Origin of the sequence: Peptostreptococcus anaerobius 653-L, assembly GCF_000178095.1 — a bacterium.
In the GTDB taxonomy this organism is placed as follows: Bacteria; Bacillota; Clostridia; order Peptostreptococcales; family Peptostreptococcaceae; genus Peptostreptococcus; species Peptostreptococcus anaerobius.
This window is the reverse complement of the sequence record NZ_ADJN01000036.1, coordinates 1-26,031: the sequence shown is the minus strand read 5'-3', so window position 1 is coordinate 26,031 and position 26,031 is coordinate 1. Positions and strand designations below refer to the sequence as shown.

Here is a 26,031-nt window from a genome sequence, read left to right as displayed (position 1 = left end):
CATGGCACATACTAATTAGGAGTCGGATTCACTTGTTTTTTTCGAAAATTGTAAATTCCACCCCTAGTGAATTGCTGGATATAAATTAAAAATTGGAAAGAAATAAGGACGATTTTATAAAATTTGTAGCTGAAATAGAAACCTTTATAGGTGATGAAATAATAAATATAATTCCAGATGATATAAGACTCACATCATAAAATTGGTGTGGGTTCTTTTTTGTCCAAACAAGAGGTATAATTTGTCCAAATAAGTGGCCTAACTTGTCTAAACTAGAGGCCTCAATTTGTCCAAACAAGGGATATTAATCTGTCTAAAAAAGGGATATTAACGAGGTAGGGTCAATATATGTCCCTTTATTTTTTGTGATTTATTAGATAATATAAATCTTGAAAGTACTGATTAAACTGGTTTTTTAAGTGTATTAAGTTAAATATAAGGAGATAGAAATAAAAAAATATATAAAAAATAAAATAAGTGTTGATTTTTGCGTCCCGCTATTATATAATAATGTTGTGGGACGTGATAAGTAAACGTGGGACGCAAATCAACCTGATCTTTAAGATGATTACCGATTAAGATTTCCAAGTAGGAAATCCAAGGAGGCAATATGAAAAATATAATCGAAGTTCAAAAAAAGATTATACCCCAAGCGATTGAGTTGATGGAAAAAAGATATGCAGTTCTTAGACAGATAGCTATCAGTCAACCCATTGGTAGAAGAATGTTGGCAAATGTGCTTAACCTGAGTGAGAGGACAACTAGGACAGAGGTTGACTTCCTAAAATCTCAAAAAATGATTGACATATCAGTTTCAGGAATGACACTTACAGAAGAAGGTAAGGAAGTACTTGAAAGTCTAGAGCTAGTCATGGGTGAGGTAATGGGAATATCCGATCTTGAGATAAAGTTGAGAGACTTACTGGGAATCAAGCATGTAGCTATATCTAAAAATGTCAATGAAGACAGAAGTATCATAATAAAAGGCGTAGCTGAATTGGCAGCCAAGTACTTGATATCTACACTAGCAAGTGACGATATAGTAGCCATCTCAGGTGGTAGTACTATGAGGGAACTTGCAACGAGCATTAAGGAAGAATATTCATTTAAAGATGTGACAGTTCTTCCAACACGAGGAAGTGTGGGCTCCGACATAGATATTCAGGCTAACTCGGTAGCTGCAGTCCTAGCTAAGAAACTAAACTCAAAGGTGGAATTTCTATATGTTCCTGATGAGCTTGAAGGTGAGGCAAAAGAAGTCATAATGTCTATTCCAGACATAATGGTTACTAGCCAGCATCTAAGGGAAGCCGACAAAATGGTATTTAGTTTTGGATGTGCAGACTTGATGGCAAGAAGAAGGGGTACAAGTGAAGATGACATCAATCAATTACTTAATAAGGGAGCGATTGGTGAAGCCTTTGGACATTATTTCGACAAGGACGGTAACATAGTGATGAAACTCAACACAGTCGGAATAGATATGAATATGTATAAGAATTCAAAATATCCTATAGCAGTATTTTCAGGCATTGAAAAAGTGGATGCTTTCATGGCTTTATATAAGCTGAATAAGAATCTAACACTGATAACTGATGAAGACAGTGCAAAGGAAATTTTAAATAAAATAAACAATTAACTATATTGATAAAGAAAATTTTGGAGGTAATGAAATGGTTAAAGTTGCGATTAATGGATTTGGTAGAATAGGTAGATTAGCATTAAGAAAAATGATGGAACAGCCAGAAAAGTTCCAGATAGTTGCTATAAATGATTTAACAGACTCACATATGCTAGCTCACTTACTAAAGTATGACTCTTCACAGGGTAGATTCAATGGTGAAGTAGTTGAAGAAGAAGGTGCTTTCGTAGTTAATGGACAGGAGATACTTGTTATATCTGAAAGAAACCCAGAAAACCTACCTTGGGGAGAAATGGGTGTAGACATAGTTCTTGAATGTACTGGTCTATTCACTTCTAAGGAAAAGGCTGAGGCTCATATAAAGGCAGGTGCTAAGAAGGTTCTTATATCTGCTCCAGCAACTGGTGACGTTAAGACAATAGTTTACAATGTAAACTCTGATATAATAGACGGAAGCGAAACAGTAGTTTCAGGTGCTTCTTGTACTACAAACTGTCTTGCACCAATGGCTAAGGTACTTAACGACAAGTTCGGTATCGTTGAAGGTTTAATGACAACTATCCATGCGTATACAAATGACCAGAATACTCTAGATGGCCCTCATAAGAAGGGTGACTTAAGAAGAGCTAGAACAGCTGCTGCAAACATAATACCTAACACAACAGGTGCTGCAAAGGCTATAGGACTAGTAATACCAGAACTTGCAGGTAAGCTTGACGGAGCTGCACAGAGAGTTCCAGTACCAACAGGTTCAATAACTGAATTAGTATGTGTACTTGAAAAGAACACATCAGTAGAAGAAATCAATGCTGCTATGAAGGCTGCTGCTAATGAATCATTTGGATACACTGAAGAAGAATTAGTATCAACTGATATAGTAGGTATCAGCTACGGTTCATTATTTGATGCTACACTTACTAAGGTAATGGATGTTGCAGGTAAGCAGTTAGTTAAGACTGTTGCTTGGTATGACAACGAAATGTCTTACACTTCTCAGTTAGTAAGAACATTAGGACTAGTAGGAAGCACAACTAAATAATAAAAGAATCTTGTTTAAATAAATATTTATTAGGCCACGAAGGCGAGAGATTTATCAAAAGAGGCTTATATTATATAAGCCTCTTTTTTGAAAATAAGTATAAAAAAAATCGATATAATACACAAGATGGTCTGAAAACATCCCGCTTATGATATAATAGTAATAGCGGAAATATTCAGATTAGAGACTTAAATATAATATTAATTTAAAAGGAGATTTGTTATGACAATGCTAAACAAAAAATCAATTGAAGACATTCAGGTAAAGGGCAGAAAGTGCCTAGTGAGATGTGACTTTAATGTTCCTCTTAAAGATGGAAAGATAACTGATGAAAATAGACTTGTTGGTGCCCTACCAACTATAAAGTATCTTGTAGATAACGGAGCTAAGGTAATACTTTGCTCACACCTTGGTAAGCCAAAGGGAGAGGCCAAGCCAGAACTTTCATTAGCACCAGTAGCTAAGAGATTATCAGAAATGTTAGGCAAGATAGTAGTATTTGCTGCTGATGATAATGTAGTTGGTAACAATGCTAAGGCTGCAGTAGCTGCTATGGAAGACTCTGATATAGTACTATTACAGAACACTAGATACAGGGCTGAGGAGACTAAGAACGAAGAAAACTTCTCAAGAGAACTAGCTTCACTTGCTGATGTATTTGTTAATGATGCATTTGGTACAGCCCATAGAGCCCACTGCTCAACAGTAGGTGTTGGTGAATTCCTAGAAGAAAGAGTATGCGGTTACCTAATCCAGAAGGAATTAGACTTCTTAGGATCAGCAGTAGAAAATCCTGAAAGACCATTCCTAGCTATCCTTGGTGGTGCTAAGGTTTCTTCAAAGCTTGGTGTAATCAACAACCTATTAGAAAAGGTTGATACACTAATAATAGGCGGTGGTATGTCATACACATTCTTCAAGGCTATGGGTCACGAAATAGGTACATCACTAGTAGAAGATGACAAGATAGAATATGCACTTGACATGATCAAGAAGGCAGAAGAAAAGGGTGTAAAGCTACTTCTTCCAGTAGATGTAGTATATGCTGACAAGTTTGCAGAAGATGCTAAGCCACAGTTTACTGAAGGCAGAGATATACCAGCAGACTCAATGGGTCTAGATATAGGACTAAAGACTAGAGAATTATTTGTAGATGCTGTAAAATCTGCAAAGACTATAGTATGGAATGGACCAATGGGTGTATTCGAATTCGAAAACTTTGCAAATGGTACAAAGGCAATAGCAGAGGCTATGGCTGAAATAGATGCTACTACAATAATAGGTGGTGGAGATTCAGCAGCTGCTGTAAACCAGATGGGATTTGGAGATAAGATGAGCCATATATCAACAGGTGGTGGAGCATCTCTAGAATTCCTAGAAGGTAAGGAACTACCTGGTATAGCAGCACTTGACAACAAGTAATAGATAGTATTTAGTAAATTCAGCAATATAACTATAGATATAATATTATAGGGATAATGCTATATACATAATCTTGTAGAGATAATATCATAGAACAATAAGTGTATAAAGGTGGGCTAGCCTGTCTAGCCTGCCACATATAAAAAGGAGATAAAAATGAGAAAGCCAATAATAGCTGGAAACTGGAAGATGAACAAGACTATAAAGGAAGGTCTTGAATTTATAGAAGCAGTAAAGAGTAAGACTGAAGGTGATGCAGAAGTATTGATATGTGCACCATTTACATTACTAAAGGACCTAAAAGAAGCAACTAAGGGAACTAATATAAAGATAGGTGCTCAGAATATGCATTTTGAAGAATCTGGTGCATTCACAGGTGAAGTGGCTCCTGCCAACCTTGTAGAACTTGGAATAGATTATGTAATAATCGGACATTCAGAGAGAAGAGAGTACTACAATGAAACTGATGAAACTTGCAACAAAAAGGTTCTAAAAGCTATAGAAGTGGGTATAAATCCAATACTTTGTTGTGGAGAGACTCTTGAAGAAAGAGAATCAAACTCTACAATGGACAAGGTAAAGGGACAGATAGTAAAGGGTCTAAAGGATGTAAAAGCTGAAGACCTTGAAAAGGTAGTAATAGCTTATGAACCAATCTGGGCAATAGGTACAGGTAAGACTGCAACAGCTGAGCAGGCAAACGAAGTAATCGCCTACATAAGAAATGTTGTAAGGGACCTATATGCTGATCTTGCTGACAAGGTGAGAATCCAGTATGGTGGATCTGTAAAGCCAGCCAATGTAGCTGAAATAATGGGACAGACTGATATAGACGGCGCCCTAGTAGGTGGAGCTTCATTGAAGGCTGATGACTATCTAGGACTATTAAAGTTCTAATACTACTATAGTTTCTAACGTTTAGTGAAAATATGCTCGGATATTGAAACGAGTAGTGTAAAGGAAGTGTATTATGAAAAAACCAGTAGTTTTAACAATAATGGATGGATTTGGATATACTCCAAATGAAATAGGAAATGCTATATCACTGGCTGGTACTCCAAGACTAGATGAAATAGCTAAAAAATACAAGCATACCCTAATTCAGGCCAGTGGTTTAGATGTTGGTCTACCAAATGGTCAGATGGGTAATTCAGAAGTTGGTCATACAAATATAGGTGCAGGTAGGATAGTATACCAGGACCTTACAAGAATTACAAAGTCTATAGAAGACGGTGACTTCTTTACAAATGAGGCCCTAGTAGCAGCCATGGAAAATGCAAAAGACAAGAGTCTGCATATCATGGGACTACTATCAGATGGTGGTGTACATTCGCATATAGACCACCTAAAGGCCTTAATTGATATGGCTAAAAGGTTTGGACTAGAGAGAGTATTTGTTCATGCCTTCACAGATGGTAGGGATACAGATCCTCAGAGTGCCATTACATATGTAATGGAAATCCAGGAATATATGACATCTTTAGGAACTGGCCAGTTTGCCTCAGTATCGGGTAGGTACTATGCTATGGACAGGGACAAGAGATGGGAAAGAGTGGAAACTGCCTACAATGCTATTGTAAAGGGCGAGGGTCCAAAATCAGAGTCAGCTATTGAATGTGTTCAGGCATCTTATGATTCTGGTGTAAACGATGAATTTATCATACCTACAGTGATGACAAAAAACTTAGAGCCTGTAGGAAAGATTGAAAAGGACGATTCAGTTGTATTCTTCAACTTTAGACCTGACAGGGCTAGAGAAATAACAAGATCTATAGTAGATGTAGACTTTGAAGGATTTAAGAGGGACCTAGTTCCAACAAGATTCGTGTGTATGACAACATACGATGTGACTATAGAAGGTGTGGATGTAGCATTTGGACCTGAGAAAATAGTAAATACCCTAGGTGAATACCTAGCAAAGAATGGTAAGAAGCAGTTGAGGGCAGCTGAAACTGAAAAGTATGCCCATGTTACTTTCTTCTTCAACGGCGGCATAGAAGAACCAAACGAAGGGGAGGATAGGCTACTTATACCATCTCCAAAGGTTGCTACATACGATTTACAGCCTGAGATGTCAGCCTATGAGCTACTAGACAAGCTACTAGCTGCAATTGATGAAGACAAGTACGACTTTATAGCTGTCAACTTTGCCAACCCTGATATGGTAGGTCATACAGGTAGTATGGAGGCAACAGCAAAGGCTATAAAGACAGTTGATGAATGTGTAGGAAGGCTATTTGACAAGGTCCTAGGTCTTGGTGGAAGTGGTATCATCACAGCAGACCACGGTAATGCAGAACTTATGATAGACCTTGAGACAGGTAGACCTATCACATCACACTCTACTAACCCAGTTCCTTTTATAGTAGCTGGAGAAGAGTTTAAAAACCGTGACCTGCTTACAGATGGTAGATTATGCGATATAGCACCGACTGTACTTGATATGTTGGGCATGGACAAGCCAAAGGAAATGACAGGTCATTCATTGATTAAATAAGAAATTCATTGATCAAACAGGATAATTAATAAAATTGATTATATAAATAAATACAAGCAAGTTAATAATGAAGTTTTGAGTGCAATAAGCGAAAATAAAATTTAAAAATATAAATTAAACTTTACAAATTTACCCATCAATTTATTTGTAATAAAGAATCGTCTATTGGTACAAAAATTAAATTTCAATATAGCGGTTTGTGTTATAATAAGTAAGGACAGTGTCCAAGATTTTTTAGAGTTGAGAGGAGATATATAATGTCAGCTATTGAATTAGTATACGCAAGAGAAGTTTTAGATTCAAGAGGTAATCCAACAGTAGAAGTTGAAGTAGTTCTAGAAAGTGGTGCTCTAGGTAGAGCCATAGTTCCTTCAGGTGCATCTACAGGTGCTTTTGAAGCAGTTGAACTTAGAGACGGAGATAAGGAAAGATACATTGGTAAGGGTGTTTTAAAGGCAGTTGACAATGTAAACGAAATAATAGCTCCTGAAGTAGAAGGTCTAGACGCTTTTGACCAGCCAGGTATAGACGGTCTTATGATAGAACTAGATGGTACTCCAAACAAGGGTAAGCTAGGTGCTAATGCTATACTAGGTGTTTCTCTAGCAGTTGCAAGAGCTGCTGCAGATGAACTTGGTCTTCCACTATTCCAGTATATAGGTGGAGTAAATGCTAAGCAGTTACCAGTCCCAATGATGAACATCTTAAACGGTGGAGAACACGCAGACAACAACGTAGACGTTCAGGAATTCATGATCCTACCAGTAGGAGCTGAGTCTTTCGCTGAAGGCTTAAGAATGGGTGCAGAAGTATTCCATTCATTAAAGAAGGTTCTTGCAGCTAAGGGACTAGCTTGTGGTGTAGGTGATGAAGGTGGTTTCGCTCCAAACCTTGGATCAAACAGAGAAGCTCTAGAGCTAATCGTTGAAGCTATAAAGGGTGCAGGTCTTGAACCAGGTAAAGACGTTATGCTAGGTATGGACGTTGCAGCATCAGAAATGTACAATGACGGAAAGTACGAACTAAAGGGAGAAGGCAAAGTCCTTACTTCAGAAGAAATGATAAACCTATATGAAGGTTGGGTAAATGAGTTCCCAATAATCACTATAGAAGACGGTCTTAACGAAGAAGACTGGGATGGTTGGAAGCTACTTACTGAAAGACTTGGTAAGAAGATCCAGCTAGTAGGTGACGATTTATTCGTTACAAACACTGAAAGACTTGAAAGAGGTATTGAAGCTGGTGTTGCTAACTCAATCCTAATCAAGGTAAACCAGATAGGTACACTTACTGAAACTCTTGACGCTATAGAAATGGCTAAGAGAGCAGGATATACAGCAGTTATATCTCATAGATCAGGTGAAACAGAAGATACTACTATAGCTGATATAGCTGTTGCAGTAAACGCTGGACAGATCAAGACTGGTGCCCCATCAAGAACTGATAGAGTTGCTAAGTACAACCAGTTACTAAGAATCGAAGAAATAGTTGGAGAATCAGCTAGATACGAACAGTTAAAGTCATTCTACAACCTTTCTAGATAGTTTTATTTAGTTTTGTACATGGATATGCAATATTATACTAGAGTCTAATATTGATATATAAATTAATGTTAAGATAATTTCTAAATATTGAAAATATTAGCCGTAGATTGACACACTAGTGTTGATTTACGGCTTTATTTTTCGTGTTAAAATAAAATAAGAATTAGACATAATACTAGGTAAATCCTTGTAATATTAATGGTTTTATGATATAATACACTACAGGCTGAGATAAAACTAATTTTGAAATGGAGGATCAAATGAACGTTAGATACATACTAATGGGTATTCAGGTATTCCTAAGTATCCTTATGATTATAACTGTACTACCGCAAGAGAGTAAGCAGAACCAGCCCCAGGTATTTTTAGAAGACAATGCTTCACAGGCATACTTCAAGCCAAAGGGTAAGGAAGCTTTTTTAAATAAGATGACAAAGATAATATCTGTCTTATTTTTCATCAATGCAATAGCATTAGTTATTGTGATGAAATAGTCTTGCACAAGGCCAGTGTGGGATTTAATTAAAGAATTAAATTTAGTTTTTTAAAAAGATGTCCTCAGGGCATCTTTTCTTGCTAATAAGCGTAACTATAAATTACAAAAGGAGAGATATGCAAAAAGAAGAATTAAAAGAAAGAATATCGGGATTGTTAAACAATGAAAATTATAAACCGCTCAATATCACTGAACTTGTAATGATATTTTCAGACACTAAAAAGGGTGGAGTAATGATATCAGAAGTGATAAGAGAAATGGAAGAAGATGGAGACCTATTTATCAATAAAAAAGGAAAAATTGGCTCTCTTGCCTACTATGGTATGGCCAAGGGTAAGTTTATGGCCAAGACAAAGGGATTTGGATTTATAAGTCTAGGTGACCAGGATGTATATATTGGTGCTGATGATACCAACCATGCCTTCAATGATGATACTGTCATAGTCAAGATTACAAAAGATGCCACTGGTGACAAAAAAGCAGAGGGTGTGATTATAAGGATAGTAGAGAGGGCCAATGATGAGTTTGTAGGTAGGCTTGAAGTCAGTAAAAACTTTGGCTTTGTGGTTCCAGATAGGAACAAGATGAGTACGGACATATTTGTTGCCAAGAGGGACTTCAATGGTGCCAAGGAAAATGATATGGTCGTATGCAAGATTACAAAATGGCCAGATAGTGATAAGGGAGCCAAGGGCGTGATTGTAGATGTTATAGGCCAGAGAGGTGAAAGGTATGTTGAGATAGATTCAATCATAAGAAGTCACAAGCTGCCAGATGCCTTCCCTAAAAAAGTAGAGATTGAACTAAAAAATATACCTGACTCGATAAGCAAGTCCGAGATGGAAGGAAGATTAGATCTTAGAGACAGGCTTACATATACAATCGACGGGTCTGATTCCAAGGACTTTGACGATGCTATAGATATAGTCAAGGAGGGTAATATCTACAAGTTGAGTGTCCATATTGCTGATGTAACCCACTATGTTAGAGAAAACTCCAACCTAGACAAGGAGGCCTTGAAGAGGGCTACTTCTGTGTATATGGTAGATAAGGTTGTTCCTATGCTACCTGAGAAACTATCCAATGGCCTGTGTTCATTAAATCCAGGCGTAGATAGGTTGACCCTATCTTGTCTTATGGATGTAGATTCTAAAACTGGAAAGGTAGTAAATTACAATATTGAAAAGACTATTATCAATTCAAAGGCTAGGATGACATACACACAGGTGTCTGACATACTTGAAAATGAAGATAGAGACCTTATTGATAGGTACTCAGACTTTGTAGAGTCATTTAAAAATTCTAGGGACTTGGCTGACATCTTGAGGAAGAAGAGAGAAAAGAGAGGGGCAATCGATTTTGATTTCCCAGAGGCTAAGATTAAATTAGATTCACAGGGTATGCCTGTAGATATAGCCCCATATGAAAGAAGAGTATCCAACAAGATGATAGAGGAGTTTATGCTTCTTGCCAATGAAACTGTTGCAGAGCATTACTTCTGGTTGAAGGTACCATTTGTCTACAGGGTCCACGAAGAACCAGATGAGGACAAGATAGTCACCCTAAAGAACTTTATAGCAGGCTTAAACTACAAGATGCCTATGTCAAAGGGAGGATTAAAATCAAAGGATATGCAAAAGCTCCTAGGCTCCATAGACCACAAGGAAGAAAAAAGAGCCATAGGTTCAGTGATGCTTAGGTCATTGAGGCAGGCTAGGTATTCACCTGAATGCTTGGGTCACTTTGGACTAGCTGCCAAGTATTACAGCCACTTTACATCACCAATCAGGAGGTATCCTGACTTACAGATACACAGGATTATAAAGGAAGATATAGAGGGTAGGCTATCTGACAAGAGAAAGGCCCACTATGCTTCAATTTTAGAGGACGTATCTAGCCAGTCTTCTACTCAGGAGAGAAAGGCTGAAATGGCAGAGCGTGAAGTAGATGACTACTACAAGTCAGTATATATGTCTACAAAGATTGGGGAGGTATTTGAAGGGGCTATTTCTGGAGTGACTTCATTTGGTATATTTGTAGAACTTGACAATGGTGTAGAAGGCTTGATAAGATTAAGAGAGTTACCAGATATGTATATATACAATGATATGTCACACACACTTGTAGGAGAGAGGACTGGTAACGTATTTAGGTTAGGTCAGGTGGTTCAAGTAGAACTTATCAATGTTAATGTTGAAGCCAGGGAGATAGACTTCGACCTGGTATAGGAGGAGAATATTATGGTTGGAATAAAGGTTCTGGCTACAAACAAAAAGGCCAGACATGATTATTTTATAGATGAGGTGTACGAATGTGGTATTGAACTCAAGGGTACAGAGGTCAAGTCCATAAGACAGGGGCGTATAAATCTTAAGGAGGGATATGCATCTGTAGACAACTCAGAAGTATTTTTAAAGCAAGTCCATATTAGTCCATACGAGCAAGGTAATAGGTTTAATGTAGATCCATTGAGGGTTAGGAAATTGCTCTTACATAAGTCTGAGATAAGAAAGCTAATAGGAGCTACAACTATAAAGGGTTATTCCTTGGTACCTATGAGGATGTACCTTAAGAATGGAAAAGTAAAGCTTGAGCTTGGTCTTGCAAAGGGTAAAAAGCTATATGATAAGAGGCAGGATCTTGCAAAGAAGGATGCAATGAGACGAATAGAAAGAGAGTCCAAAGATAGGTACTAAAAAGACTTACATGGTGTTATAAGATAATAAATACATAGAGGTGTATAGTATACACATTGTAATTTAATCTTATATGTATCAGTAATTTCAAGGGTTGCAACCAGCAGTTGACAAATTTCCAAGTCGACTTTCTTGTATGCAACCCCTATTTATACTATCCTTAAACCATAAAATATATGAGGAGGACTTAAAATGATTATGTCTGAAAAAATTATGAGCCTGAGAAAAAAGATGGGCTGGTCACAAGAGGAACTGGCTAATGAATTAAACGTATCTAGGCAGTCTGTATCTAAATGGGAAACTGGAGTATCTATTCCTGATATGGCAAAAATAGTTATGATGAGTGAGGTATTCGGTGTTACAACTGATTACTTGTTAAAAGAAGGAGCTAATGATGAAATACTAGAGTTAAATTCTAGTAGTCAAGAAATTACGAGCTCTGATATCAAAAAGGACTATAAAAAAGAAGGCAAGACATTTGTAACAATTGAAGAAGCAGACGCCTATTTAGACCTAGAAAAGAAAAACAGCCTAGAGGTAGGATTTGGTGTTGCCCTATGTATATGGTCATCAATAATACTGATAATTTTGGAATCTATATCAGAATCTAAACCTAATGTCTTAAGAGAGAGCCTAGCCAGTGCAATAGGTGTTTCTATAATGTTTATTATGATAGCTATCGCAGTATATATATTTTTCACTAGGGCGTCTAGGGCTGAAAAATTTTCCTATATAGAAAAGGAAGTCTTAGAGTTAGCTTATGGAGTAGAGGCCAGTATTAAAAGAAAAAAAGAAGCATATGCCCATATTGGCGATATGAATATAGCCCTAGGAGTAGTAGCTATAATTCTAGGAGTTATACCAGTAGTAGTTGCTAGTAGTATGGATCTTGAAGAAACATATATGGGTGCGAGTGTCGGCCTAATGTTATTTATGATTGGCATAGGTGTTATGACAATAATAAAGGCCAGTAGTATAAAATCGTCATTTAAAAAAATACTAGAGGACGAAGAAAGCAGAGTTTATAGGAAATTGGTGAAAAAAGAGATAGGATGGCTGCCTGGAGTGTTTTTCTCAACTGTCACAGCCATATATCTAGGCTATAGTTTTATAACTGAAGACTGGTCTAGGTCTTGGATTATATGGCCTGTAGCCTCTGTAGGATTTGCAGCTTTATATGGTTATGTGGAAAGGAAAGTAAAGCACAAATTAGAATATGAGAAATAAATTATATATAAATTACAAAATGAATTAGAGGTGGTTTGATGTATAGAAAAAATATGTGGGAAGTTTATGACGAAAAACAATTAGGTCAAGTAGAAAGGCTAGCTGAACAATATAAAAAAGATTTAGATCTTGGTAAGACAGAGAGAGAATGTGTCGACATAATTGAAAAAAAGGCTATAGATAAGGGTTATAAGAACCTAGAGGATCTTATTAAGGGTAAGTACACTGTAAAAGCAGGTGATAAAGTCTACGCTAAGTGCATGGGTAAAACAATAGTTTTGTTTAACATAGGTAGGGAACCTATTGAAGATGGGATGAATATATTAGGGGCCCATCTTGATTCTCCTAGGATAGATGTAAAACAAAATCCCATGTATGAAAATACGGGCCTTGCCTACCTTGACACTCACTATTATGGTGGTATTAAGAAGTACCAATGGGTTACAATACCACTGGCAATCCACGGTGTGGTAGTCAAAAAAGATGGGAGTAAAATTGATATAGTAATAGGTGAAGATGATAATGATCCTGTATTTGTTATAACCGACCTCTTGATTCACCTAGCTCAAGACCAGATGCAGAAGAAGGCTAACGTAGTTATAGAAGGGGAGGGTTTGGACCTCTTATTGGGTTCAAGAGGTTTGAAGGATTCAGAAGAAAAAGAACTGGTTAAGTCCAATATATTAAAAATTCTAAAAGATAAGTATGGCTTTGAAGAAGAAGACTTCTTATCTGCAGAGCTTGAAATAGTACCTGCTGGCAAGGCAAGGGATTGTGGTCTTGATAGGTCAATGGTAATAGGTTATGGCCAGGATGATAGGGTATGTGCCTTTACATCATTATATGCCATGCTAGAAGTCGAAAATCCAGCTAGGACGTCTTGTTGTATATTGGTTGACAAAGAGGAAATAGGGTCAACTGGAGCTACTGGTATGCAGTCTAGGTTCTTTGAAGATAGTCTTATGGAACTTGTAAATCTTATGGATATAGGGGATTCAATGACCGTCAGGAGGGCAATGAGAAATTCAACTATGCTTTCCTCTGATGTTAGTGCTGCCTATGATCCATTATATTCCAATGTATATGAAAAGCAAAATTCTGCTCATTTTGGTATGGGCTTGGTGTTTAATAAGTATACTGGTGCTAGAGGTAAGTCAGGTTCTAATGATGCAAATGCGGAATATATTGCTGCACTTAGGTCTATAATGGATGACAATGAAGTTGGCTACCATACAGCAGAGCTTGGAAGGGTAGACCAAGGTGGTGGTGGAACCATAGCCTATATACTAGCAGGACAAGGTATGAATGTAATAGATTCAGGGGTCGCAGTTTTATCAATGCATGCACCTATGGAAGTTACTTCAAAGGCAGATATATATGAAGCATACAAGGGCTATAAGGCGTTTTTAAATGATATGAAAAAGATTGATTAGTAAGTTTGAATAAATATATTATTGGAATTATTTTTAAAATAAAAAATGATTATAATAAGTATAGAAAAAATCTTGAGATGCTATTCAAAATTAAAATAGGTAAAATATGGCTTTTACTATTCAAATTTTAAAATCATGTTATAATTAAAGGAAAGAAAAATACGCCTAGGAGGTATGGTATTATGAAATTAAGTAGAAAAATTATGGCAGGACTACTTTGTCTATCATTAGTTGGTATGGTTGGATGTAGTTCTAAAAAGAATGAGGAATCCAAGAAGGAAGCAACAAAGACAGAGGAAAAGATGAAAATTGAGGTATCTGAAAAGAACCCAATCATCGTAGACAAGAAGGCAAAGACTGTGACAGTTCTTTCTCAGGTGAATGGTAAGTATTTTACTGAGCCTACTAGACATGCTTCAGTTGAAAAATCAGGAAGTAACGGTACTAAGTCAATATTTACGGCCTATGCAACACCAGAACAGTTCTATAATGGTTTAGTTGAAATCGGTGCAAAGGCAGGAGAGAATATGAACCCAGATAATGCAACAACTACTCATGTTGAAGGATCTAAATTAACTGCAACAGTAACTTGGGATGGTGCTGATAAGGCATATGATATCAATGATGTAGTAAAAGATTCAAATGGAAAGAAGATAGATTTTAGATTTGGTGGTAATCTTGAAAGAGCTAAGACTAAGAAGACTGGTTGCCTTTCTTGTCTAGATTCTTGTCCAGTAGGTATAATATCTAATACTACATATACTTACGGTGCAGTAGAAAAAAGAAATGAAGTAGCATTTACAGGTAATGCGGATGTATTGCCAGAAGATGGTACATTTGTAGCAGTAACTTATAAGTTAGCTGAGTAGTAAATTAAGGAGTAATAAGTGAAGAGATTAAGAGCGTTGTTTTATCATTTAACGACGGGTATTGCCATTGGACTTTTGGTATGCCTACTTTTATTCTTTAGTGTGAACTATGAGATGATGGTAGGTCATCCTCTTGTTATGTATATATTTACAGGTTTTGGCTTGTTATTGGGGCTTGCATATTCAACTATAAACAAGAGATATACATTTTTCATTCTAGAGGCTATTATACTTGTAGTGGGTGCAGTGTCTGGCAAGTTAGTCAGCCTACAGTACGTAGTCAAGGAAACTATAATGTACAATGGGCCTGTTAGAGAGATACTTGTTCCAACAATTGTTATTATAGCTATAGTTAACTTTATAAACCTGTATATAGTACTTACACAAGACAAGTACCAAAAGTACTATACTAGGGCAGAAAAAAAGGCTATGAAGCAAGAACAAGTTAGGCTGAGTGACCTTAGGGAGGAAAAATCTGAGGAAGAAGTAGCCCATTTAAAGAGAAAAAGAAAAAAAGAAAGAATAATAGCCTTGCTATTTATAGCGATTTTATTAGGTGTGTATTATTTTGTCCCTACAGTGCGCTATAAGACTAATGAGGCTTTTGCAACTATATCTAAGCTGGATACGAAGGTAGTAATTGCATATTTGAGGTCATATGGAAAGATGGCAGCTGTAGTGTCATTTATTCTTATGGTTTTACAGTCTATAGCTGCACCGATACCAGCATTCTTGATAACATTATCTAATGCAGCTATATTTGGTTGGGTGAAGGGAGCTATGCTTTCTTGGTCATCAGCAATGGCTGGTGCAGCCCTTTGCTTCTTCCTAGCGAGAGCCCTTGGTAGAGACTTTGTTGAAAGACTTACAAGCAAGGGTGCTATGGAGAGCGTTGATGTATTTTTTGAAAGATACGGTAAGTATGCGATATTGATTTGTAGACTACTTCCATTCGTATCTTTTGACTTTGTAAGCTATGGAGCAGGACTTACAAATATGAGTTTCTGGTCATTCTTTATTGCAACGGGTGTTGGTCAGTTGCCAGCGACAATAGTTTATTCATACGTCGGAGGAACCCTAACTGGTGGTGCTCAGAAGTTATTCGTGGGTCTATTGACATTGTTCGCATTATCTATAATGATAGGTATTGCTAAAAAGATCTACAATGACAAGCAGAAGAAGAAGGCTGGAGAAGAAGTATAGGATATATAAATTATTTGAACAAGGATGGATTTAAATGACAAAAAAGATAAACAAAAAAACAATATCTATAGTATTGGGTTTGGTTTTATTATTTTTGTTTTATAAGTTCTTTTTGAGGGGAATCACAGCTCAAAGTATTCGTGATTGGGTCAATGGATTTGGTGTATTGGCCCCAATCGCCTATATATTTGTATGGGCCGTGCTTCCCGTTTTCTTTTTTCCGGTACCAATATTGGCACTTGCAGGAGGGTTATCGTTTGGTCTGATAGATGGGTCTATATATACAATTGTAGGTGCTGTTGTAAACTCATCAATCATGTTTTGGATGGCCAAGCTCCTAGCCAAGGATTTGGTTGCATCTTATCTAGAGAGGAAGATGCCCGAAAAGTGGTGGAATAGGTTTATGAAATTAGGTAAAAGAGATGGATTTTTTGTTGTATTTATTTGCAGGTTAATTCCTGTAATGCCATATAACGTTATAAATTATGCATCTGGACTTACTGAAATTTCCTTTGTTTCTTATTCACTAGCTACTATTTTGGGTATATTACCAGGTACAGTGATATTTTTAAATGTAGGAGATAAAATATTGGATATTAGGTCACCTGAATTTATTTGGTCAATAGTATTTGTAGTACTATTGACTATTATATCGATAATGCTCGGTAAATATGTATCCAAAAAGGCAGATGAAAAGGAAAAAAGATTAAAGAAGAGTTAGTTACAGGATAATTGGCTTTATAAAACAATGATAATTGAAGGAGGCAGATATGTCTTACTACGATATTGAACTTGCAAAAGATTGTATACATTGTGGAGCCTGTACCAGGAATTGTACATTCCTAACAAAATACAATATGGATTTAAAAAACTTTGAAGAACACAGTGAGCTTGCCTATTCTTGTTTTTTATGTAATAAGTGTAAGATTGTATGTCCAGTTGATATAGATGGGGCTGCAATAGGTATCAAGCACAGAAGAAATGAAGTCAAAAACAATGGCGGCAAGCTGGCTAAGAAAGGATATTCTGGTATAGTACTAGAAAAATACAATTACAAGTTTAAAAACTATAAGAATGCCAGGGGAGTCAAGTCTGCTATATTTACAGGTTGCAACTTCCTTTCTTATACACCTAATACTGCCAATACACTTATAGACATGATGAAAGAATTCGATATAGGGGTTATATTTGATTGTTGTGGCAAGCCTATATCCGAACTAGGCCTAAAAGATAAGGAATTAGACATCATCGAAAAAATACAGAAGAAGCTTGATGACATGGGTATAGAAGAACTTATTATGGTCTGTCCCAACTGCTATTATTATCTAGCTGGTAGGTTAAATGTCAAGATGGTCGACATATATACCAAGTTAAAAGAATTGGGTCTAGGTCAGAATTTTGATGAAGAAAAAATCAATATGTTTAGACCTTGTCCTGATAGGGAATCAAACTACTTAGCAGAAAAGGTGGCTCAGTTTATGCCAAATACAGAGATTATAAACCTCAACGAACAATGCTGTGGAGCAGGTGGTTGTGCAGGTGTTAGAGAACCTGACTTGTCATCTGGCTTCAAGGAAGATATTAAGGCCCAGGCGAATGGTGAGAAGGTCTACACATACTGTGCTACGTGTACAGGTATGATGAGACCAAAAGATATAGATATTAGCCATGTTCTTACTAGGATTCTAGGCGTTGAAGAAGGTGAAAAGATGAGTAACTCTCTGATCAATAGGATGAAATTCAAATTTAAGTAGAATAGATATCTTATATGTGGTATAGTATACTTGAGATATTAAGTAAAAAACAAAAGAGATAAATAAGGAGCGTGGTTTTATTGGAATCTGGCAGTTTGTGGATTCAAGTAGTAGTATTGGTGATATTGGTGATTTTGTCAGGTTTTTTCTCAGCATCAGAAACAGCCTTGATGTCGATAAGCAAGATGAAGATTAGGCATTTGAAAGAAGAAGGCGTAAGGGGAGCTAATGTAGTTGAAAAGATTACTAGTGAACCCAAAAAACTCTTAAGTACGATTTTAGTCGGTAACAATGTGGTAAACATTGCTGCCACTTCTATATCTACATCTCTTTTACTGTCCTTGTTTGGCAGTCAGGGTGTGGCTATGTCTACTGCGATAATGACAATTATAATACTGGTATTTGGAGAAGTTACACCAAAGACTCTAGGTTCTAATAACAAGGAGAGAGTTTGTCTATCGGTTGCTAAGATCATAAACATTTTGATTATAGTTATGACGCCAATAGTCTTTGTAATGAACCTTATCACAACCATAATATTCAAGATTTTTGGTATTAAGGATGATGATCCCAAGTCTCTTGTTACAGAAGAAGAGTTAAAGCTTATGGTAAATGTAGGTCATGAAGAAGGTGTGTTAGAGCAGGAAGAAAGAGAGATAATAAACAATGTCTTTGAGTTTGGTGATATGAAGGCAGAGGATGCTATGATCCAGAGAAAGGACATGATAACGATAGAGGCAGATGCTAGTTATGATGAGGCACTAGAGATATTTAAGAACGAAAAAATGTCTAGGATGCCTGTGTTTGAAGATTCTGTTGACGATATAATAGGTATACTCAATTTCAAGGATATAGTATTTTTAACTGATGACCAGGAAGAAAATTTCAAGGTCAGGGACTATATGAGAGAGCCATTTTTCACATATGAGTTTAAGAAGATATCACATCTTTTAGAAGATATGAAGATGGCTAAGGCCCAGATAGCTATAGTATTAGACGAGTACGGAGGAACATCTGGCCTATTGACTGTAGAGGATATAATAGAAGTTCTTGTCGGTGATATTGACGATGAGTATGATGAAGAGGACGATGATATAGTTATGGTCAAGCAGGATGAATATATAGTAGATGGGTCTACCAAGATAGCTGATGTAAATGAGTTTTTGTATGAAGAACTAGAGTCAGAGGAATTTGATTCAATAGGTGGTTACATAATGGGATACATCAACGGGCTACCTGAAGAAGGACAAGAAATTGAACTTTCAGAGTCAACCAAGATAAAGATTTTATCTTTGGATAAAAACAGGATAGGTAGGATAAAGATCAATGTAGTAAAAGTTGAAAAAGATGATGACGAGATCAGTTTTAAGGAGTACATTGAAAAGGAAAGCGGCAAGGACCAAGATTAGTTACAAGGGTCAGAGCCAAAGATAAGTTTTTACAAAAAAGCAAAAATAAAAATGCTAAATTTCAACCATTTATTTAGTTGAATTTAGCATTTTTTTATTCTCTGAGACTTATGAGTCAGTCCCTTTAATATTATAAACAAGAGCCTATATAGCTTATCTTCTCCTAAGTTCGTCGGCCTTATAATCGTATGTCTTTAAAAACTTCATATAGACCCTATCCCAGAACTCATAGTCAGAAAGTCTAAGAAGCTTGACCTGTTTTTTAGATTGTCTAGTCTTGATTGATCTTACATTAGATAGTTTTGTTTCTTCACCGTCGATTACCAAAATTATAGTGGCCTCGTTTTTGTATTCAGGAATTATAGAGATTTCGCTATCTTCAGATGGAAGGATGATACTAGATGTAAAGCTCCTAAATGCATTGGTGCTTATTGGAGATATTGGTGTTATCTGCATAATTTTAAGCCTGTTATCAACTATGCTACCACCAGCTGAGTAATTGTAGGCAGTAGATCCAGTGGATGTTGATATGATAAGTCCATCTCCACTAAAGGTCTCCATATAATTGCCGTTTACATGTAGGATGAGGTGGGCAGTTCTTGACCTATTGCCCCTTACTACCAATTCATTAATAGCCTGTTTTATTGTTTTACCTTCATTGTCAAGTATTTCTATTTCTAGTAGGTCTATTTCATTGACCTCAAAATACATTCTCTGGTAGCAATCTATAAAATAATCTATTTCAGCTTCATCTGGCAGTATTTCAGCAAAAAATCCAAGGTGTCCAGTGTTTACACATATAAAGGGAAGATCGGGAAAGTCTAGGTCCCTGGCAGCCTTTAGAAAAGAGCCATCACCACCGACTGATATCACAAGCTCTGTATCAGATTCTAGTTTATCACTAGTTGCAAAGCCATTTTTTTTGAATTTATCCTCCATTATATCTTTAACTTTTTTAGATATTTCAAGTTCATTTGACCTGAATGTTATTGTCCTTGCCATAATATCATCCTCGCAATTTTGAAAATTAATTAACATAGTAATTATATCATATTGGTAGCCACTTGTGTTATAATATATAAGCATATTGAAGAGACTGTACAAAATAAGTAAAGAGGAGAGAGGTATTTTGTTTATAAAAGATGAGCAAAGTTGGGATAAGTTTGTTATCAGTGTGGATAAAGAGATAAAGATTCAAGACCTACTAAGAGATGAACTTGGATTTTCAGCTAGGTCTATATCAAGACTAAAAAGAGAAAAAAATATATATGTCAATGGTAAATATACAAAGCCTACACTCCATGTAGATAAAGGGGATATAATAGAAATACCGATAATAGAGGAAGGGTCTGATTTTGAGGGTCAAGACCTAAATGTAAGGGTATTGTATGAGGATTTTGACCTTGTAGTTGTGGATAAACCTCCATTTATGGTTGTACATCCTACCAAGAGCCACTATCAAAATACCCTAGCCAACCACCTAAGCTACCATTTGGACCAAGAAGGACAAGATGTGAGGGTTAGGTTTGTCAACAGGTTGGATATGAACACATCAGGCCTAGTTATAGTTGCCAAAAATGCCTATGCCCACCACAAGTTGTCTTCGGATATGTCAGACAAGTTGGTTGAAAAGGAGTACTATGCAATAGTAAATGGTGTACCTGACCATAAAGAAGCCACAATAGACCAACCGATCTATAGGGAGACAGAGGATTCCATAAAAAGAATTGTAGACCCAAGGGGGCAGAGGTCTATTACCCACTATAGTCTTATAGGCTCCTATAAGGACTGTGAGGGACATTTGATAAGCTTACTAAGGATTAGCTTAGAGACAGGTAGGACCCACCAAATTAGGGTTCACATGGATTATATTGGCCATCCAATAGTCTCTGATGAGCTGTATGGTCAACTACAGGATAACTTGATTGGTAGACAGGCCCTTCATGCTAGGAAGTTGGTTTTTAATCAACCTAGGATGAAAAATGAAATTGAGCTAGTGGCAGACCTTCCAGATGATATGGTAAGGCTTTTGGATAAGTGTGAAAAAATATAAGAATATACGCTACTATAGTATTTATGGTTAGTGTTTAAATCTAGGATAGAATAGGTAGACAGGAGATTAAAATGATAATTAATAAGTTTATAATACACGTATTGGACAAGAATTCGGAATTTCCAATACTAAATGATGTTGAGAATACAATAACACCAGAGACAGATGCCTTTTACCAGAAGGTTATAAGAAGGATATTGAGAGATGATGATTTAAGAAAGGCTAAGTTTGACTCATACCAGGACAATGAAATAAGAATCTGCGCTGACCATATTTTAAATGAGGAGCCATCCTTTGTAGTGAGTTCACAGGGAATAGCTAGGTTTTTATTTGATTCAATGAAGATAAATGCAGAGTTGGAGTCTTGTGATTTGGCAGTAGTCCTATATACCCACAAGGACCAAAAGGGGGTAGCTATAATCAAACTGGATTACAAAAAGCTATACACTCATGATATTGGATATGACGATGACAAGCAGACAGTATCTATAAAGATGGTCACAAATGACATAGGTATCCAAGACTCCCAGAAGATAGTACATGCAGCCCTAATAGGAGTAAATGGTATAAATGATGAGTGGCAGCTTGAAATCTTAGACAAGTTGGCTGAAAAACAGGAGACGGACTCAAGCTTTGTAACTGATTTTATAAAGGCCCACAAGGTAAAGGACGAAAAATTCCTTACTAAATCATTTAGAAATACAACTGAAAATTGGATTACAAATGCCTATGGTAATAATGTCAAAGAGGCAGAGGGAATCAGAAGCATACTCAACCATACCCTTAAAGAGGGCAATGATGTATCAATATCAAAGTTTATTAAAGAATCTATAAGCGATCCTGAAAGACAAGAGAGTTACAAGGAATTGCTTGAAGAAAAAGAAATAAATGAGGACTTTCCAATTGACAAGACATGGGTAGAAAAGAAATTGAAGAGAAGGTCTATTAAAACTAATACAGGCTTTGATATAAAGGGACTATTAGAAGACTTTGAAGATCCCATGAAGTATACAATAACTCAGAATCCGGATGGTACTGTAGATATAAGAATCAAGAACATAGAGTTTTACGAGGAAAAATAGAGCAGGTAAAATTTGAGCAAGTAAAAATAGAGTCTAGCTACTGTGTAAACAGATAGGAGACTCTATTTTGTATTAGTAGATATTGGAAATTAAGCCCTAGCTTCGATATAGGAAATAATATCATTGATAGTTCTAACCTGGTCTATATCTTCGTCAGGTATCTTCATATCAAATTCTTCTTCGATATTCATAATAATTTCTACAGCGTCAAGTGAATCTGCATTAAGATCTTCTAGAAGATTTGTTTCAGGTGTTATTGAATCAATATCATCGACACTTAGCTGTTCTGCTATGATTTCTCTTACTTTTTCAAACATAATATCCTCCTCTAAATTTAACCATAATATATAAGTCTTTTCATATACGAGTATAATAATATATTTTGAGGCATTTTTCAATAAAAAAAAAGTAAATCTATGTATTTATTAGTAAATATGTTATATAATAGATTGTGAGAAAACATTTTTGTGAAGTAATTTTGATTAAATAATAAAAAAGATTAATGGTAATGTAAATAATATGGGTAATACTTTATTAATGAAATTTATAGCGTGATAAGTATAAATGGGGAGGAGAACACAAGATGGTTATTAAAAAGCCGACAACAATTAAAGATGTAGCCAGAGAAGCAGGTGTGTCGATATCTACTGTTTCTAGAGTAATAAATGATTCTAAGCCTGTAACTAACGAGGTCAAGCAACGTGTTTTGGATGTGATAAAAGAGACTGGTTATGTACCAAACCCCCTAGCTAGGAGTCTTGTTACTAAGAAGAGCCAGCTAATAGGAGTGATAGTACCTGAGGTTACAGATCCTTTCGCAGCGGAGATACTAAATGGTATAGAAGAAATATCTAAGATGTACAACTATGATATCTTGCTTGCCAATACATACTCTGAAAAGGAACTTGAAAAGAAGAGCATAAACCTACTTAGGGCAAAGCAAGTAGAGGGCATAGTTATGATATGTTGGGATCTTGACCAGGAATTGGTAGATCAGCTAGACAACAGTGGTATACCGGCAGTTTATATCAGTAAGACTAATAGAAACTTTGATATATACAATGTATCAGCTCAGAATAGGCCAGCTGCTAGGGATATGACTGAATTTTTGATAGAAAAAGGACATAAGGATATAGCCTTGATGGTTACTAACTATCACATATCAGACCTAGCCAATGAGAGACTAGAGGGTTACAAAGAAGCCCTAGAAAAAGCTAAAATAGATTATAGGGAAGAACTAGTTGTTTCATCTGGTACAAATTATAGTGATGGATATGCAGCTGCAAAAGAACTTCTAGGCAAGGGAGAAAAGTTAGATGCAATATTTGCTACAAGTGATGAGGCAGCTGTTGGAGCAATCAATGCTTGTTTTGACATGGGCTATAAGGTTCCGGAAGACATATCAGTGGCTGGATTTAATGATGTGAAATTAGCCAAGATTTATAGACCTAAGTTGACATCTGTGTATCAACCTTTATTTGATATGGGAGCAGTCGCAATAAGAATTATAATCAAGCTAATAGGTGGCCTTGAAATAACCGAAAAGAGCGTGGCTCTACCATATAGGATAATGGATAGAGAGAGTGTTTTGGACAGAAATAACAAATAAGTCAAGACATTGGGACCACAAAAAGAAATATTTTTTATAGGTCAAGCACTTTAAAAAAAGCATAAAATAGTATATAATATACTTAACTGAAGCATACGTGATGGCTATATATAAGTTCAACCTACATATTGAATACGGGAGACCGAGTTCTACTATTAGTATGGACGGCCTAGCTTATTATAACCTAGGAAACCAGAAATTGTATGACAGGTCACCCACCTGGGTGAATCTCGGGTGTGAATTTAAATGGTCTACGGTGTTTTGGATATATAGGTGTTGTCTTGTATTAGGCAACACCTTTTTATATGTATGAACTTGTGATGGTGGTGATTATATGGATTTAAATAAGTACTATCTAGAATTTGGGGAAGATGAGAGTAAGTATCTACAGCTGGTAGCAAAAATAAAGGATATGATTATATCTGGTAAATTGGAGTATGATGAAAAGTTACCTGCAATTAGGTCCCTATCTAATAAGTTGAATATTAGTAATGCTACTGTTGTAAGGGTTTACAATATATTGGAGCAGGCAGGTTATATAAGTAAGAGAGAGGGTAGTGGTACCTACGTATCCTATCGTCGCAAGATAACAAAAAATATAGATCTTGACAACAAGGATATGTATAGACTTGATGGTGGACGTTCGCCTGTAGATATTTTCCCAGTTGAAGATTTTAAGAGGGCTATAAATACTGCTGTGGAAGAAGATTTTAGCATGATACTTGCATATGATGATGGCGATGGCCTAAAGGAACTTAAAAAGTCTTTTTCTAAGTACCTGTCAAAGTTCAAGATTATGAGCAGGGAAGAAAACATAATGGTTATATCTGGGGGCCAGCAGGGTATAGACATAGTCTGTAAGAGTCTTATAAATTATTCGGACCCTGTTTTTATAGAGTCTCCTAGCTACTCTGGTGCAATAGAGGTCCTAAAATCCAGGGGAGCCAAGATAATATCTATACCAATGCTAAGTGATGGACTAGACATAGGCATCCTAAAGCTAAAGCTTGAAAAGATAAGGCCAAAACTACTATATGTAATGCCAAATTTTCAAAATCCTACAGGAATATCATATTCTACTTACAAGAAGAAAAAGCTGATTGAATTAGCTCAAGAATATGATTTTTATATACTAGAGGATGACTTTATAAGCGATTTTAGATTTATGTCAGAAGACAATATGCCTATGAAGACTTATGATACTTACAATAGGGTCATATATATAAAGAGTTTTTCTAAGATTCTGATGCCAGGTCTGAGGTTGGGCCTAATGAATTTGCCACTGGAGCTTTCAAGTCGTATGCATATATCTAAATATTCTACAGATATATCTACATCTCCTCTTATTCAAAAAGCAATGTACTATTATATGGAGATGCCTGCTTGGAAAGAAAACCTCATGGTTATGGAGAAAAATTACTGTGAAAAGTATAAACTAGCCAATAAATATATAAGGTCTAGGTTAGATGGCTTGGTGTCAATTGTTGAAAATGATGGAGGCCTAAACTTTTTTATAGAGTTAAGAAGAGGTTATTACTCAAGAGACTTTGTTGATTTTATATACAAAAAGGGTGTAGTTGTCCAGTCTGGGGCAAAATATTTTGATAATGATATAGATGATAGGTATTTTAGGGTGAATATTGTAAGCGAAAATATAAGTAGGATTAGGGAAGCTATAAATATTATTAGACAAGGCTTAATTGAGTTTTATGATGCTGGAAAATAGATATTAAAGTCCTAGTTTTATTTGTTATGATTGAATTAATTAGACTTGTATAGTATAATTAGAAGCTGTAGTTTGTATATTGAATTACTATAATAGTAAGGAGGAAAGTATGGATTTAGTAAATGAATTTGATTCAAAAAAATTAGCTAGAATAAATGAACTTGCAAAAATTGCAAAAGAAAGAGCCTTAACATCTAAGGAAGAGTCAGAGAGAGCTCAGTTAAGAAAAGAATTTTTGGATAATTTCAGGGCTGGATTTAAGCAGCAAATGGACAATATAAAGGTTGTACATCCTGAAGATTTAAATTAGAAAAAGCCAGTGTATACTGG

The 26,031-nt window shown here is 36.1% G+C and carries 23 protein-coding genes and 1 other RNA gene; 22 read left to right on the top strand and 2 right to left on the bottom strand.

Features of this window, described 5'->3' with window-relative positions; translation table 11 throughout:
- Nucleotides 1-610: 610 nt before the first annotated feature.
- The 16 genes from HMPREF0631_RS03895 (at nucleotide 611) to HMPREF0631_RS03820 (ending at nucleotide 19,231) form a co-directional block, all read left to right on the top strand.
- Nucleotides 611-1,639, top strand: a complete 1,029-nt coding sequence (locus HMPREF0631_RS03895; RefSeq protein ID WP_002843591.1) for a sugar-binding transcriptional regulator — start codon at nucleotides 611-613, stop codon at nucleotides 1,637-1,639.
- A gap of 34 nt (nucleotides 1,640-1,673) precedes the next feature.
- A complete protein-coding gene (gene gap / locus HMPREF0631_RS03890) occupies nucleotides 1,674-2,681 on the top strand; it encodes a type I glyceraldehyde-3-phosphate dehydrogenase (protein ID WP_002843571.1) in 1,008 nt (335 codons plus the stop codon).
- Nucleotides 2,682-2,903: 222 nt separating this feature from the next.
- Nucleotides 2,904-4,103 carry a phosphoglycerate kinase gene (locus HMPREF0631_RS03885; protein ID WP_002843585.1) on the top strand — a complete coding sequence of 400 codons (1,200 nt, stop codon included), beginning with the start codon at nucleotides 2,904-2,906 and terminating at the stop codon, nucleotides 4,101-4,103.
- A 156-nt stretch (nucleotides 4,104-4,259) separates the two neighbouring features.
- Entirely contained in the window at nucleotides 4,260-5,000 is a 741-nt protein-coding gene (gene tpiA / locus HMPREF0631_RS03880; protein WP_002843590.1) for a triose-phosphate isomerase, read from the top strand.
- Nucleotides 5,001-5,073: 73 nt separating this feature from the next.
- A complete protein-coding gene (gene gpmI, locus HMPREF0631_RS03875) occupies nucleotides 5,074-6,600 on the top strand; it encodes a 2,3-bisphosphoglycerate-independent phosphoglycerate mutase (protein ID WP_002843588.1) in 1,527 nt (508 codons plus the stop codon).
- 257 nt (nucleotides 6,601-6,857) lie between these two features.
- Complete coding sequence (eno, locus tag HMPREF0631_RS03870; RefSeq protein ID WP_002843568.1) at nucleotides 6,858-8,144, top strand: phosphopyruvate hydratase; 1,287 nt, start codon at nucleotides 6,858-6,860, stop codon at nucleotides 8,142-8,144.
- Nucleotides 8,145-8,404: 260 nt separating this feature from the next.
- Nucleotides 8,405-8,638 (top strand): preprotein translocase subunit SecG, encoded by a 234-nt coding sequence (gene secG, locus HMPREF0631_RS03865; protein ID WP_002843596.1) that lies wholly within the window; start codon nucleotides 8,405-8,407, stop codon nucleotides 8,636-8,638.
- Between the two features lie 118 nt (nucleotides 8,639-8,756).
- The gene (rnr, locus tag HMPREF0631_RS03860; protein WP_002843587.1) at nucleotides 8,757-10,868 is read left to right on the top strand and encodes a ribonuclease R; all 2,112 of its coding nucleotides are present in this window, start codon (nucleotides 8,757-8,759) and stop codon (nucleotides 10,866-10,868) included.
- A 12-nt stretch (nucleotides 10,869-10,880) separates the two neighbouring features.
- A complete protein-coding gene (smpB, locus tag HMPREF0631_RS03855) occupies nucleotides 10,881-11,336 on the top strand; it encodes an SsrA-binding protein SmpB (RefSeq protein WP_002843575.1) in 456 nt (151 codons plus the stop codon).
- A gap of 192 nt (nucleotides 11,337-11,528) precedes the next feature.
- Nucleotides 11,529-12,563, top strand: coding sequence for a helix-turn-helix domain-containing protein (locus HMPREF0631_RS03850; RefSeq protein ID WP_002843579.1), 1,035 nt, complete (start codon nucleotides 11,529-11,531; stop codon nucleotides 12,561-12,563).
- A 38-nt stretch (nucleotides 12,564-12,601) separates the two neighbouring features.
- A complete protein-coding gene (locus HMPREF0631_RS03845; protein WP_002843594.1) occupies nucleotides 12,602-13,996 on the top strand; it encodes an aminopeptidase in 1,395 nt (464 codons plus the stop codon).
- A gap of 182 nt (nucleotides 13,997-14,178) precedes the next feature.
- The gene (locus tag HMPREF0631_RS03840) at nucleotides 14,179-14,865 is read left to right on the top strand and encodes a YdjY domain-containing protein (RefSeq protein WP_002843562.1); all 687 of its coding nucleotides are present in this window, start codon (nucleotides 14,179-14,181) and stop codon (nucleotides 14,863-14,865) included.
- 18 nt (nucleotides 14,866-14,883) lie between these two features.
- Nucleotides 14,884-16,068, top strand: coding sequence for a TVP38/TMEM64 family protein (locus HMPREF0631_RS03835; RefSeq protein WP_019595342.1), 1,185 nt, complete (start codon nucleotides 14,884-14,886; stop codon nucleotides 16,066-16,068).
- A 34-nt stretch (nucleotides 16,069-16,102) separates the two neighbouring features.
- On the top strand, nucleotides 16,103-16,789 hold the full coding sequence (locus HMPREF0631_RS03830) for a TVP38/TMEM64 family protein (protein ID WP_002843592.1): 687 nt from the start codon (nucleotides 16,103-16,105) through the stop codon (nucleotides 16,787-16,789).
- A 49-nt stretch (nucleotides 16,790-16,838) separates the two neighbouring features.
- Nucleotides 16,839-17,822 carry a (Fe-S)-binding protein gene (locus tag HMPREF0631_RS03825; protein ID WP_002843557.1) on the top strand — a complete coding sequence of 328 codons (984 nt, stop codon included), beginning with the start codon at nucleotides 16,839-16,841 and terminating at the stop codon, nucleotides 17,820-17,822.
- 80 nt (nucleotides 17,823-17,902) lie between these two features.
- On the top strand, nucleotides 17,903-19,231 hold the full coding sequence (locus HMPREF0631_RS03820) for an HlyC/CorC family transporter (RefSeq protein WP_002843581.1): 1,329 nt from the start codon (nucleotides 17,903-17,905) through the stop codon (nucleotides 19,229-19,231).
- 153 nt (nucleotides 19,232-19,384) lie between these two features.
- Here HMPREF0631_RS03820 and HMPREF0631_RS03815 read toward each other — a convergent pair whose 3' ends face one another.
- Nucleotides 19,385-20,233 (bottom strand): NAD(+)/NADH kinase, encoded by an 849-nt coding sequence (locus tag HMPREF0631_RS03815; RefSeq protein ID WP_002843595.1) that lies wholly within the window; start codon nucleotides 20,231-20,233, stop codon nucleotides 19,385-19,387.
- 127 nt (nucleotides 20,234-20,360) lie between these two features.
- On the opposite strand from HMPREF0631_RS03815, the gene HMPREF0631_RS03810 reads away from it, so the two are divergent.
- Both HMPREF0631_RS03810 and HMPREF0631_RS03805 read left to right on the top strand, forming a co-directional pair.
- A complete protein-coding gene (locus HMPREF0631_RS03810; RefSeq protein WP_002843582.1) occupies nucleotides 20,361-21,284 on the top strand; it encodes an RluA family pseudouridine synthase in 924 nt (307 codons plus the stop codon).
- 71 nt (nucleotides 21,285-21,355) lie between these two features.
- A complete protein-coding gene (locus HMPREF0631_RS03805) occupies nucleotides 21,356-22,366 on the top strand; it encodes a nucleoid-associated protein (RefSeq protein WP_002843593.1) in 1,011 nt (336 codons plus the stop codon).
- Nucleotides 22,367-22,455: 89 nt separating this feature from the next.
- On the opposite strand, the gene acpP is transcribed toward HMPREF0631_RS03805, so the two are convergent.
- A complete protein-coding gene (gene acpP / locus HMPREF0631_RS03800) occupies nucleotides 22,456-22,683 on the bottom strand; it encodes an acyl carrier protein (RefSeq protein WP_002843564.1) in 228 nt (75 codons plus the stop codon).
- Between the two features lie 266 nt (nucleotides 22,684-22,949).
- Here acpP and HMPREF0631_RS03795 point away from each other — a divergent pair, with 266 nt between their 5' ends.
- The 4 genes from HMPREF0631_RS03795 to HMPREF0631_RS03785 all read left to right on the top strand — a co-directional run bounded on the left by HMPREF0631_RS03795 (nucleotide 22,950) and on the right by HMPREF0631_RS03785 (nucleotide 26,011).
- Nucleotides 22,950-23,975, top strand: coding sequence for a LacI family DNA-binding transcriptional regulator (locus tag HMPREF0631_RS03795; RefSeq protein WP_002843560.1), 1,026 nt, complete (start codon nucleotides 22,950-22,952; stop codon nucleotides 23,973-23,975).
- Between the two features lie 80 nt (nucleotides 23,976-24,055).
- Nucleotides 24,056-24,247: non-coding RNA, 6S RNA (ssrS, locus tag HMPREF0631_RS09700), on the top strand.
- A gap of 62 nt (nucleotides 24,248-24,309) precedes the next feature.
- Nucleotides 24,310-25,701, top strand: coding sequence for an aminotransferase-like domain-containing protein (locus HMPREF0631_RS03790; RefSeq protein WP_002843580.1), 1,392 nt, complete (start codon nucleotides 24,310-24,312; stop codon nucleotides 25,699-25,701).
- Between the two features lie 109 nt (nucleotides 25,702-25,810).
- Nucleotides 25,811-26,011, top strand: a complete 201-nt coding sequence (locus HMPREF0631_RS03785) for a DUF896 domain-containing protein (RefSeq protein WP_002843589.1) — start codon at nucleotides 25,811-25,813, stop codon at nucleotides 26,009-26,011.
- The last annotated feature ends 20 nt before the right edge of the window (nucleotides 26,012-26,031 follow it).

Excerpts from the sequence above, each read along its gene's own strand:
- HMPREF0631_RS03830 (WP_002843592.1), top strand. The coding sequence starts at position 16,103 with ATGACAAAAAAGATAAACAAAAAAACAATATCTATAGTATTGGGTTTG.
- HMPREF0631_RS03840 (WP_002843562.1), top strand. The coding sequence starts at position 14,179 with ATGAAATTAAGTAGAAAAATTATGGCAGGACTACTTTGTCTATCATTA.
- tpiA (WP_002843590.1), top strand. The coding sequence starts at position 4,260 with ATGAGAAAGCCAATAATAGCTGGAAACTGGAAGATGAACAAGACTATA.
- HMPREF0631_RS03850 (WP_002843579.1), top strand. The coding sequence starts at position 11,529 with ATGATTATGTCTGAAAAAATTATGAGCCTGAGAAAAAAGATGGGCTGG.
- HMPREF0631_RS03785 (WP_002843589.1), top strand. The coding sequence starts at position 25,811 with ATGGATTTAGTAAATGAATTTGATTCAAAAAAATTAGCTAGAATAAAT.
- smpB (WP_002843575.1), top strand. The coding sequence starts at position 10,881 with ATGGTTGGAATAAAGGTTCTGGCTACAAACAAAAAGGCCAGACATGAT.
- HMPREF0631_RS03845 (WP_002843594.1), top strand. The coding sequence starts at position 12,602 with ATGTATAGAAAAAATATGTGGGAAGTTTATGACGAAAAACAATTAGGT.
- HMPREF0631_RS03825 (WP_002843557.1), top strand. The coding sequence starts at position 16,839 with ATGTCTTACTACGATATTGAACTTGCAAAAGATTGTATACATTGTGGA.
- HMPREF0631_RS03795 (WP_002843560.1), top strand. The coding sequence starts at position 22,950 with ATGGTTATTAAAAAGCCGACAACAATTAAAGATGTAGCCAGAGAAGCA.
- rnr (WP_002843587.1), top strand. The coding sequence starts at position 8,757 with ATGCAAAAAGAAGAATTAAAAGAAAGAATATCGGGATTGTTAAACAAT.
- acpP (WP_002843564.1), bottom strand. The coding sequence starts at position 22,683 with ATGTTTGAAAAAGTAAGAGAAATCATAGCAGAACAGCTAAGTGTCGAT.
- secG (WP_002843596.1), top strand. The coding sequence starts at position 8,405 with ATGAACGTTAGATACATACTAATGGGTATTCAGGTATTCCTAAGTATC.
- eno (WP_002843568.1), top strand. The coding sequence starts at position 6,858 with ATGTCAGCTATTGAATTAGTATACGCAAGAGAAGTTTTAGATTCAAGA.
- HMPREF0631_RS03885 (WP_002843585.1), top strand. The coding sequence starts at position 2,904 with ATGACAATGCTAAACAAAAAATCAATTGAAGACATTCAGGTAAAGGGC.
- HMPREF0631_RS03895 (WP_002843591.1), top strand. The coding sequence starts at position 611 with ATGAAAAATATAATCGAAGTTCAAAAAAAGATTATACCCCAAGCGATT.
- HMPREF0631_RS03805 (WP_002843593.1), top strand. The coding sequence starts at position 21,356 with ATGATAATTAATAAGTTTATAATACACGTATTGGACAAGAATTCGGAA.
- HMPREF0631_RS03815 (WP_002843595.1), bottom strand. The coding sequence starts at position 20,233 with ATGGCAAGGACAATAACATTCAGGTCAAATGAACTTGAAATATCTAAA.
- gap (WP_002843571.1), top strand. The coding sequence starts at position 1,674 with ATGGTTAAAGTTGCGATTAATGGATTTGGTAGAATAGGTAGATTAGCA.
- gpmI (WP_002843588.1), top strand. The coding sequence starts at position 5,074 with ATGAAAAAACCAGTAGTTTTAACAATAATGGATGGATTTGGATATACT.
- HMPREF0631_RS03790 (WP_002843580.1), top strand. The coding sequence starts at position 24,310 with ATGGATTTAAATAAGTACTATCTAGAATTTGGGGAAGATGAGAGTAAG.